The organism is Paraburkholderia suaedae (assembly GCF_040812055.1).
GTDB lineage: Bacteria > Pseudomonadota > Gammaproteobacteria > Burkholderiales > Burkholderiaceae > Paraburkholderia.
The window spans coordinates 41,739-51,483 of the sequence record NZ_JBFOAH010000039.1 but is presented as its reverse complement, the minus strand read 5'-3'; the positions used below and the strand labels follow the sequence as shown (position 1 = coordinate 51,483).

Genomic DNA, 9,745 nt, shown 5'->3' with positions numbered 1-9,745 from the left:
TACGCCGCCTCCACAGCAGCATTGGCTACTGTTCGCCGCTCGAATTCGAAAACCTGCATGCGCAACATCAAAGCTTATCGTCGCGCGGGTTACCCACCGCCGGGCAGCGTCGTGGTCGTGACAGGCGACCCGCCGCCCGGCCGTGGACAACCCGCGATTCAACCTTATCGGGAGGTGCCACACCGCATTAGACTCAACTGCAGATCCGTCCGTCGAACCGGGTCAACCTCAGAGCACTCGGCAAACGCATCCAACAGGCCTATGCCGATGGACGCTATGCTGAAGTACTGCAGTTCTGTCACCAGGTCATACGGATTGCCCCCGGCCTGGCCCAGCCGTGGATTGACGCAGCCGTCTGTCATCTGAAGTTCGAGCGCTGGGACGATGCAATCGGCTGCGCCGAACAGGCGCTGGCACGCAAAGGCAATACGCTCGCCTTGTTCGATGCGCTGTCGCACGCGTGGGGTGCAAAAGGCATGATGGATCAGGTTCACCGCTGGGGCAATCACGCTCTGGCCATGCGCGCCGCGCGGTTCACCCGGCCCCCGATGTTCGAGCATGATACGTTGGCCGCACCGCTGGCGCTTGCACCGTCCGCGAAAACGCGGACTCACAATCTGATCGCCTTCTCGCTGTTCGGCGCAAGCTCGAAATACTGTGAGACCGCCGTGCTCAATGCGATCGAGCAGCCTCGCATCTACCCGCACTGGACCTGCCGTTTTTATGTCGACGAAACGGTGCCGGTGGGCGTCGTCGAGCGACTGCGTCGGGCGGGCGCGGAACTGGTGCACGTGCATGGGGCGATCAGGCAATGGCCTGGGCAGCTATGGCGTTTCTCCGCTTACGATACGCCCGGTCTGCACCGCGTGATCTTCCGCGATGCAGACTCGGTCATCAGCCAACGAGAAGCTGATGCCGTGGCCGAGTGGGTCGCGAGCAACTTGCGTTTTCATCACATGCGTGACAGTGCAACTCATACTGAGCTGTTACTGGCCGGCATGTGGGGGGTGAGTGCTGGCGCATTGCCGCCGATGCGGCAACTGGTTGAACGCTTCATGTCGCGGCCGCTGCACTCAACGCACTTCGCCGACCAATACTTTCTACGCGAATTCGTCTGGCCGTACGCTCGCCAGAGTCTGCAGCAGCACGATTCCGTATTCGGCTTTATGGATGCCCGGCCATTCCCGAGTGGGGCGGCGACGCAGCCGCACGTTGGTTATTCGGAAGGTTCACCGGTTTTTAGTGCCCTGACCGATCTGGCGGATGGCACGGCCGTTCATTGGGAACTGCTTGCGGTATCTCCGGAGAATACGCCGTGCATCTGTCGCTATCCCGCTGTTGTGACAGGCGGTGCAGTGCGGGGACATTTGCCGGCCCGTTATGCCCGGCGGCTTGCGACGGGTGAACTGACCATCCGTATCAAAGCCGACGCACGGGCGTGAAAGTATGGGTTCGCGTGAGTTGGGTTCACATTTTTGTTTGTCCGGATGTCTCACTACACGGCGCAACATCGTGTCGTGCCCGGTTCAGCAGCAGAAAACGCCAGATTCGCGGTCTGCCGCGCCGCCTGCCTCGCTTTCCGTACCGACGACGCACGTCCCCAACCGGCAAGGACGGTGGCGAATGATGGTTCTCCCACGCGGCAGCAAAGCGTTTCGAAGCACGAGCCGATGCATGTTGAGGAACAGTGCGCGGGCCACGCGCCCGCTTCGATTTCGTATGCAATCCCGTTTGCTGCTTCGGATAGTCATGTAGTTCGTCAGGAACCGGCGGTATCGCCGCATCGCTCCGTCAACCAGCTCATGATGGCCTCGTGCGGGGATGCGGTGTATATGCCGGTCCCCGTCAGCACGATGGTGATTATTCCTGGAGCGCGGCCGTCTCCGTACCGACAGTTTCGAGCCAAAGTTGCTCGATGCGCTGGCCGAGAATCTCGGGGCGCCCTGTGAAAATCAGCTTGTTAATAGCCTGCGGACCAGTCAGCCGAGCGCTCAGCTCATTTCGTTCGTCGGTGTTTCTAATCATCCTGAGGGCGGACTCATAGTACTCCTCGTTGGTTCGCGCGATTGTCCACTCCGGGAAGCGCAGACGCCTGAACATTCCCTCGTCGATGTGTTCGTGCACCTCTCGACCGGTTTTGCACATACCAACCAAGCCTGCCCACACCGTGTCGACGATGCCGTTGGTGTTGCCGAACGGGAAGGGATTGAGGAACATGTCGCAACCGGCGATCGTTCGCAAGTAGTTATCATAGTTCTGATCGCCATGCAGAACAACGCGCTTGCCAAGGTAGCGCGCGACGAGGTTGCGCAACTGTGGATAAACCAGTCCCCGCGCCTGTCCCGCCAGGAAGTGGAACTCTACCGGCACCCCGGCGTTGTCGGCAATACGCTGGCACATTTCGAAAAAGCCGGGATTGAGCTTGATGATCGTCGCCGCCACTGCGATTTTCACCGTCTTAGAGGTCTTTGCCTTTTTCGGCGGCAGCTCAAGACTGAGTAACGCTGCTGACGGACGGTAAGGCATTCCGTCACTCGGCAACCTGAGCAGTTTCTCGCTGAAACATTTTTCGTCACCTACGTAATCGTCTTCCACCACTACGTAGTCCATTGCGTGTCCGTGCGTGGTCGCCGGATGACCCAGTGCCATCATCTGCAACGGCGCCATGCGCAGACAGGCAAGAATAATCGTGATCGGGAATCCGTCGCTGATTCAGGGTGCCGTTAGCGTGCTTGGCCCGCGCGCCAATGTGATTCTGGCGAACCCGAACGGCATCACGGTCGATGGCGGCAGCTTTGTCAACGCCGGGCACGCAGGTAAAAGCGCGCTATGACCAGATCGTCGCGTCGCTCGGCAAGGAAGAGTACAAGCCCCGCGTCATTACGGTGACCGACGACGCAACCGCGACGATGGTGCTGCAGAAGCTCAGATCGGGCGCATCGTTTGATGCGCTCGCCCGTCAGTACAGCGTTGCGCCGGGCAAGGCATCGGGCGGAGAACTGCCGTGGGTCAGTTTCAAGACGCCACTCAGTGGGGGCAATACGCAGGGCCTTCCGCTGGCGGTGGCGCAGGCGATCACGCACTTGCCGGCTGGCGGCGTCTCGCCGCAGCCGATCGTGACTAGCCCGGCAAGCAATGCACCGCGTGTGATCCTGAAGCTCGATGCGAAGCGGCCGACGCAAGTCCCGTCGTTCGACCAGGCGAAGGACACGATTCGCCAGCAGTTGCTGGCGCTCGCATTGGAGAAGGCGGTCGCGCAATTCACCGGCGGGCTGATGAAAAAAACGACGATCCAGCAATGACGCCGGACCAGCGGTGGTGACGCGGACCGCCGACATACGCGCCGATAGCTTGCAATCGCCTGTACGGTCTTTCAGGCGAGCGTGCCACCCTTTCGCGCGCGCGGGGGTGCCGATCATGAGGACGCGGCGCTCACCGGATATGTCGAGCGCCCGAGGCGAAGTGTTTTCGCGGCTGCGAATAAAAAATTGCGGCGACCCATTGCGACGCCACGTAGTGCCCACTTAGCCCGCGGGTTATCGATCTCGGCGTGACCCGTCGCTGCAGTAATAGCCGAGCACAGGTCAGCCATTCAGCGCGTAGTGGATCGCCTTGGTGGTGTCCGACTCGTCCGAGAGCGTGAACTGCGTCGTCTCGAACCGACGCTTCATGTCTGAAAGCAGCGGCACCATCTGCGCCTCGCGCACGCGTCGGCGTTCCTCCGGTGGTTTGCCGTGAATGTGGTCCTCGATAGGGCACAGCGCGCCGATGCGATCCAAGGCTTCAGCGGTAATCGGCGATGGCCGGACTGCTTGCCCATCGTGCAGCTTTCGACGCGCGTGCACGCGCGCCCCGTCTTCGTCTTGCCATTGCCCGACGCGAGCACCAGCAGTGGCATATCGTCTGCGTGAGTTTCGTTGAAGTGACGCGACAACTACGTCGACAACCGCCGTTTTCGCGGCGCGAAAACGAGGTGCGACTGCTGTGGCGCCCTGGTCACTCAGCCCTCACAGCTTTTTGCGCCAAACGCCAATTCCAACAGGGCGCCAGCCCGCTGTTTCAGGCCCATAAACTTCAGTTGCTGACTTGTACGATTTGAATCTGATCAATATCAGTATTTCTCAACTAGAGGCATTGCGTCCATATAAGTAAGATTTGTCTCAAGGAAGTCGCGAAATCAACTGCTGCGAAAAGCGTGGAAAGTCCGCTCAGAACGAGACCAAACGTATTTAGTTCAACACCAAAATGATGTTGAGTCCGATGGGCAGTCGATTGATTTCGCGAGCTATTGCGGGCCAATAACGGCGCGAAGTCCTGTTCCACACCATTCTACAGCGACAAGAGCTCCGCAAGGGGGTGAATGAACGTCGTCATTGCGATCCTTCATTTGCACAGCGTTGCCGACGATGTCGGCAGAGATAACGCAGTCTTATTGATACGGACTGCGGATCGTAGAAGTCGGGTCGGGTCATTCGGCAAATATTGCCTCGCAAGTTTTATGACATGCCACGAGCTAAAAATTAGCATAACGAAATACAGTATTTTTTGAGGATAGCTATCATGGGTAGGGTTAAAAATCTGACTGCTTTTTCGCTTGCTTCTATCTCGCTGATGACGGGCGTTGCCGCGACCGAATGCCGCGCTCAACAGCCTGGAGCAAGCGAGGGTTCGTTGGCCACAACGTCGCTGTTTAGCCAGCACGAGAAAGACGTGATCCGCGCCACCAGTTTGGCATCTGTTTCGCGGGATGCCGACAACGCATCGGCGACCGCCGCGCCCCTCGATGCGGCAACTCCTGGCGAGATGACAGGCATCGCCGACGCCATTTCGATGGCGCTGCATTCCTATCCGGGTATTCGCGCTGTCGGTGCGACCGTGTCGGCCCAGGAGGCGAATGTCGACCAGGCTCGCTATGGACACTGGCCTACCGTGGGCTATCAGGCAACCCGCCAGATGACCAGTGATGACCCGCTCAATCTGCCGACCGGTTTCAACGGCTCCCCGGTGATGAAGCTGAATCTGTACGCGGGTGGCAGCATCGACGCGACGATTCGCGCGCAGCGCAGCAGGCTCGAGGAGGTCAAGTACCAGGTGAAGAGCGAGCAGGACACGACCGCACTCAATGTTGCGCAAGCATACATCGACTGGTTTCGCGCGTCGGAGTCGTTGCGCTATGCGATTGAAAACGAGCAGCGCCACGAGAAGCTTGCCAACGGTGGCGGTCTGAACGACATCCACGGCCGCGTTTCACCTACGCTTGTGATGCACAACCTGGAGCTGAACGGCTTTTTCGCCAAGTATGCACGGCGTGCGCTGGAGAGTCTGACACCCGAATTGCTGCCGGCCATTCTGTTGAAAAAGGATGGCAGCGCTCTCGTAGTGGTGAGCGTGGATGTCGATAGTAATAAAGCCGCGGTTCTGCTACCCGAATCTGGTATGGGCGAGATCAAGCTTTCCGTTGAGAAGCTGGCCGAGGATTACGGTGGGGTTTGCGTCATGGTCAAGCCCCGGATCGACAAGCTGGACCGGGGACTCGTCGCGAGCATTGAATCGAGAACGGCGTGGTTATGGAAGCTATTGTTGCGCTATCGGTCGTACTACTGGCAGGCGGCCGTTGCAACTGTCATTGTGAACCTGCTTACCATGGCGTCGGCGTTTTTCACGATGATCGTGTACGACCGCGTCGTGCCGAACCGGGCGTACGAAACACTCTGGGTGCTGGTGGTTGGCGTTGTCCTGTCCATGCTGCTGGAGTTTATATTGCGCAACTTGCGGGCGTGGCTGCTTGATATTGGCGGCAAGAAGGTCGATCTGCTGATCAGCAGCAATCTGTTTCAACGCACGATGAGTTTGCGTCTGGATTCAAAGCCGGGTTCGGCAGGCGCCTATGCGAGCAACCTGCGTGATTTCGAGTCGCTGCGCGACTTCTTTACGTCGGCGGCGTTGACGACGATTGCGGACATGCCGTTCGTCATTCTGTTTGTCGCAATGATCTGCATGATCGGCGGCTGGCTGGCTGTCGTGCCGCTCCTCGCCATTCCAATCGTCGGCTGCGTTGCATTGTTGTCTCAGATCCCGCTCGCGCACTATACGCGGCTGAGCATGAGTCAGGCTGGCGAACGCAATGGCGTGCTCGTCGAAGCGGTCGATGGACTGGAGTCTGTCAAGTCAAGTGGCGCACAGTGGTGGATGCAGGAGAAATGGAACTCGGCGAATGCGTTTGCTGCCACCAGCTCGGCCAAAATCCGCGGAATTACGACCGGCGTCATGCACCTGAGCATGCTGATCCAGCAACTTTCGACGGTGGTGATCGTGGCATGGGGTGTGTACATGATCGGCAACAACACGCTCTCGATGGGCGGACTGGTCGGCACGGTTATCGGCGCAGGTCATTACCGCCGATGGCAGTGGTGGTCAGGTGCAATTGCAGACACAAACCATCGATGTGCAACCCCAGACAGTGCCGACCAACGTGGCGCTTTCCACGGCCAGTGGAATAGACAACCAGGCGCCTGTCGTAGTCGAGATGGCCAACGGTAACTACATGGTGGTGTATCACACCAATGCGCGGCAGGGTGCCAACTCCAATTACTATGATCTCGTCGAGCAACAGTACACGGCGAATGGTATAGCGGTAGGCGGCCCGGTAACGCTTGCCAGCTCGGTGCAACGTGGTGCCGCACCGTCTGGTGATTATCAATTCGGTTATTACAACGAGTATGGACACAATCAGGATGATCAGCTGACCGCAGCGCTCGCCAATCCGGACGGATCCTTCGAGACGTTCAGCGTTGTCAATAACGCTAGTGGAACTGCTGGCACGGCGGTCTTGCAGTTTTATAACTCGGCCGGTCAACAGACTACCGGGGTAGCCATTGCTCCTTCTGCCGGTACCGTGGCTCCGGGTACAGCGGGCAATACCCTGGCGGAAGGACTGATCCGGCTTGGCAATGGCGACCTGGTTGCAACCTATGCCCATGGTTACACGAACAACTTTGGCATTGGCTACCAGGCATTTACCTCAACTGGCGCACTGGTTGGTTCCGGCACGACGCTCGTGGCCAATAGCGGTAGCAATGCTGATTCAGGTTACATGTATTACGGCAACATCACCAACCATATCAGCGGCGCGGCTAGCACCAGCGCTTCAGGGCTGACTGCATCGCTGGTTGGTGGCAATGAGGCATCCGGCAGTCAATTTGCAGTGGCATATTCCAGCAATCTGTCAGGTGGTACCGCCAGCGGGACCGCAGGTACGTACTTCCATTCGTATCTGCAACTGGCAGATGAGACAGGCGGTGCCGTTGGCGCGCCGATCAATGTTTCCACGCTGACGGGTTCTCTTGACTCGATCTCCCCGAGCGTTGCAGCGTTGAAGGAGGGAGGGGTCGTGGTTGTGTGGGCATCGGACTCGCTTAACGCCAATGGTACGGCTGCCACGAGCGCTCAGATGGCCAACTTCCATCTGTACGCACAGATATTTAATTGGAATAGTGCGACCTCAAGCTGGGCGCCAACGTTCAATACGGAACAGCGTGTTGATACCGCTTTTTGCTTATACCATCGCTTCATCTTCCGGGCGGGTTCGAGGAAGCGGCGCGCATGTTTCGCCGCATTCGGCCCGGATGTGCAGTCCGTGTCGAGCAACGCATGCAGCGGGGGCGGGTTTCGCTTGCGGTTCACTACGCAGCTGGAGTGAAGGAGGAAGTACGCGTGTAGAGAACATGCGCACTTCCTTTTTTATTTGTATTTGCTGCATGCGATTCATAAGGTAGACACCATAGGACACACAGGAGGAGTAATGAGCCTGGAATACGAGGAGCTGAATGCACTGTACGCGCGGGCGCATGCGATCTATCGCGCGGGGGAGCCGACGGTCGCGCTGGAAATGCTGCGCGGCATTCTCGAGAAAGACGCGCACCACATCCAGAGCCTGAATCTGGCGGGTGTCATCAATGGAGCAAGCGGAAACCTGGAGGAGTCCGTTCGACTACTGAGCCAGGCGGTGCAGGATTTCCCAGGTCGCGTCGAACTGCGTTCGAACCTTGCGACGTCGCTGATCGCAGCGGGACACTTCGGCGCCGCGGAGCAGCATCTGACGCACGTGGTCGAACTCATGCCCGACCACGTTTCCGGTTGGCGCAATCTCGCCCTCGTGTTCGTCGCGCAAAACAAACGAAAAAAGGCGCACGACGCATACGTCCGGGCGCTGCGTCTGGATGGACGTGATGCGGCAACGCTATCGCGAGCCGTCAACAACGCCGGAAAAATCTCCCAGTGGAGCGAGGACGAGTGGTTCACCGAGCTCGCGTTGGCGTTGATATCTTCGGGCGAGGCTGCGAAGCTGTGTCCATTCGACTTGCTGCGCTTGCCTGGCATAACGGCGCGGGATCTGCGGCGATGCGCGCACGCGTGGGCCGAGGAGCGCTACGCGAGCGCACTGGCCCTGCAACCGCTTGTAGAGAAACAACGCAGCACGGGTGCGCCGTTGATCAGAATCGGCTATATGTCGGCCGACTTCTTCAGTCACGCAACGATGATATTGCTCAAGGGCGTGTTGGCTGCTCACGACCGTACAAGGTTCAGGATCCATTGTTATTCGTATGGTCCACAGGTGTACGATGCCGTGCGTCATGAAATCGAACAGCTCGTCGATGAGTTCATTGAAATCAACGCGCTTTCCGACGAGCAGGCGGCCCAGCGAATCGCCGACGACCAGGTCGACATTCTCGTCGATCTGAAGGGCTATACCGGACATGAAAGAGTCGGTATCAGTGCGAGGCGGCCGGCACCTGTCGTGGTGAACTGGCTCGGCTATCCCGGCACGCTCGGGCACGAGCGCTTAGCCGACTATATTATCGGCGACCGCTGGGTCACACCGATGGCCGACGCCGATGACTTTTCAGAACAGATCGCGCTGCTCCCGGGGTCCTATCAGCCCAACGACAGGACCCGCACAACGGGTCCCTTTCAAGGACGCGCGCAGTACGGGTTGCCGGAGCAGGGTTTCGTATTTGCTTCGTTTAACGAACTTTATAAACTAACGCCTCAGATGTTCGACGTATGGTGCAATCTGCTGCGAGCGACTGAAGGCAGCGTACTGTGGATGCTGGCTCGCAGCGAAGAGGGCCGGCAGAATGTCCTGCATGAGGCGGCGCTGCGACACATCGGTCCCGAGCGTATCGTGTTCGCGCCGATCATGAACCGGGATGCGCATCTCGCAAGACTGCGGGCCGGCGACTTGTTCCTCGATTCGTATCCGCTCACCGCACATACCACTGGCAGCGATGCACTGTGGGCTGGCGTGCCCTTCGTGACCATAAGAGGGAGATCGTTTGCAAGCCGTGTCGCATCGAGCCTTTTGGCGGCAGCAGACCTGCCGGAATTGGTATGCGAGTCGACACAACAGTACTACAAGCTCGTCCTGACGCTGGTTCGCGTGCCGGCCTATATGGCACACATCAAGGAGAAGGTCGTCGCGGCGCGCGCGTCACCGCTTTTCGACAGTGATGCTTTAGCTGCGGAGCTCGAGAGCCTGTACGTAAAAATGCTCGCGGACACAACCAACGGCGTTCGACGGCCGATTTTTGCGTGACCGGCAGGCCCGCTCGGTCGGCGGCTGCTCCTCTATTACCGTTGGCGTGTGCGCGTGTTCAGTTCGTGCAGAACTCGCCGCCTACCGTTGCGGGCAAACCGACCGTGCCCCAGTCCTCGAGTCCGTCTGACGTGCTGTGTTTTCACGTTG

The 9,745-nt window shown here is 58.9% G+C and carries 6 protein-coding genes and 3 pseudogenes; 7 read left to right on the top strand and 2 right to left on the bottom strand.

The genetic code is table 11. The features are described from left to right. Window positions 1–197: 197 nt before the first annotated feature. Window positions 198–377: pseudogene (locus tag ABQJ48_RS33385) on the top strand (hypothetical protein); the annotation flags it as partial. Between the two features lie 171 nt (window positions 378–548). Next, on the top strand, window positions 549–1,442 hold the full coding sequence (locus tag ABQJ48_RS33380; protein ID WP_367842190.1) for a hypothetical protein: 894 nt from the start codon (window positions 549–551) through the stop codon (window positions 1,440–1,442). A gap of 418 nt (window positions 1,443–1,860) precedes the next feature. Here the strand turns inward: ABQJ48_RS33380 and ABQJ48_RS33375 are convergent, their stop codons facing one another. Beyond that, window positions 1,861–2,610 carry a tetratricopeptide repeat protein gene (locus ABQJ48_RS33375; RefSeq protein ID WP_367842189.1) on the bottom strand — a complete coding sequence of 250 codons (750 nt, stop codon included), beginning with the start codon at window positions 2,608–2,610 and terminating at the stop codon, window positions 1,861–1,863. A gap of 88 nt (window positions 2,611–2,698) precedes the next feature. Here ABQJ48_RS33375 and ABQJ48_RS33370 point away from each other — a divergent pair. Together ABQJ48_RS33370 and ABQJ48_RS33365 are read left to right on the top strand one after the other, a co-directional pair. Further along, a pseudogene (locus ABQJ48_RS33370) lies at window positions 2,699–2,812 on the top strand (filamentous hemagglutinin N-terminal domain-containing protein); the annotation flags it as partial. Continuing rightward, window positions 2,784–3,302, top strand: coding sequence for a peptidylprolyl isomerase (locus tag ABQJ48_RS33365; RefSeq protein WP_367842188.1), 519 nt, complete (start codon window positions 2,784–2,786; stop codon window positions 3,300–3,302). The pseudogene ABQJ48_RS33370 and the gene ABQJ48_RS33365, both read left to right, overlap by 29 nt. Window positions 3,303–3,469: 167 nt before the next feature. On the opposite strand, the pseudogene ABQJ48_RS33360 reads toward ABQJ48_RS33365, so the two are convergent. Then, window positions 3,470–3,845: pseudogene (locus ABQJ48_RS33360) on the bottom strand (IS66 family transposase); the annotation flags it as partial. An 865-nt stretch (window positions 3,846–4,710) separates the two neighbouring features. Between ABQJ48_RS33360 and ABQJ48_RS33355 the strand changes: the two are divergent. The 3 genes from ABQJ48_RS33355 to ABQJ48_RS33345 all read left to right on the top strand — a co-directional run bounded on the left by ABQJ48_RS33355 (window position 4,711) and on the right by ABQJ48_RS33345 (window position 9,595). Further along, window positions 4,711–6,540 (top strand): ABC transporter transmembrane domain-containing protein, encoded by a 1,830-nt coding sequence (locus ABQJ48_RS33355; RefSeq protein WP_367842187.1) that lies wholly within the window; start codon window positions 4,711–4,713, stop codon window positions 6,538–6,540. Then, the gene (locus ABQJ48_RS33350; protein WP_367842186.1) at window positions 6,527–7,699 is read left to right on the top strand and encodes a hypothetical protein; all 1,173 of its coding nucleotides are present in this window, start codon (window positions 6,527–6,529) and stop codon (window positions 7,697–7,699) included. The genes ABQJ48_RS33355 and ABQJ48_RS33350 overlap by 14 nt, the downstream gene beginning before the upstream one ends. Window positions 7,700–7,801: 102 nt before the next feature. Further along, window positions 7,802–9,595, top strand: a complete 1,794-nt coding sequence (locus tag ABQJ48_RS33345) for an O-linked N-acetylglucosamine transferase, SPINDLY family protein (protein ID WP_367842185.1) — start codon at window positions 7,802–7,804, stop codon at window positions 9,593–9,595. The last annotated feature ends 150 nt before the right edge of the window (window positions 9,596–9,745 follow it).

What these genes read in the sequence shown, in the direction of transcription:
- ABQJ48_RS33380 (WP_367842190.1), top strand. Translation starts at nt 549, where the DNA reads ATGTTCGAGCATGATACGTTGGCCGCACCGCTGGCGCTTGCACCGTCC.
- ABQJ48_RS33350 (WP_367842186.1), top strand. Translation starts at nt 6,527, where the DNA reads ATGGCCAACGGTAACTACATGGTGGTGTATCACACCAATGCGCGGCAG.
- ABQJ48_RS33365 (WP_367842188.1), top strand. Translation starts at nt 2,784, where the DNA reads ATGGCGGCAGCTTTGTCAACGCCGGGCACGCAGGTAAAAGCGCGCTAT.
- ABQJ48_RS33345 (WP_367842185.1), top strand. Translation starts at nt 7,802, where the DNA reads ATGAGCCTGGAATACGAGGAGCTGAATGCACTGTACGCGCGGGCGCAT.
- ABQJ48_RS33375 (WP_367842189.1), bottom strand. Translation starts at nt 2,610, where the DNA reads ATGGACTACGTAGTGGTGGAAGACGATTACGTAGGTGACGAAAAATGT.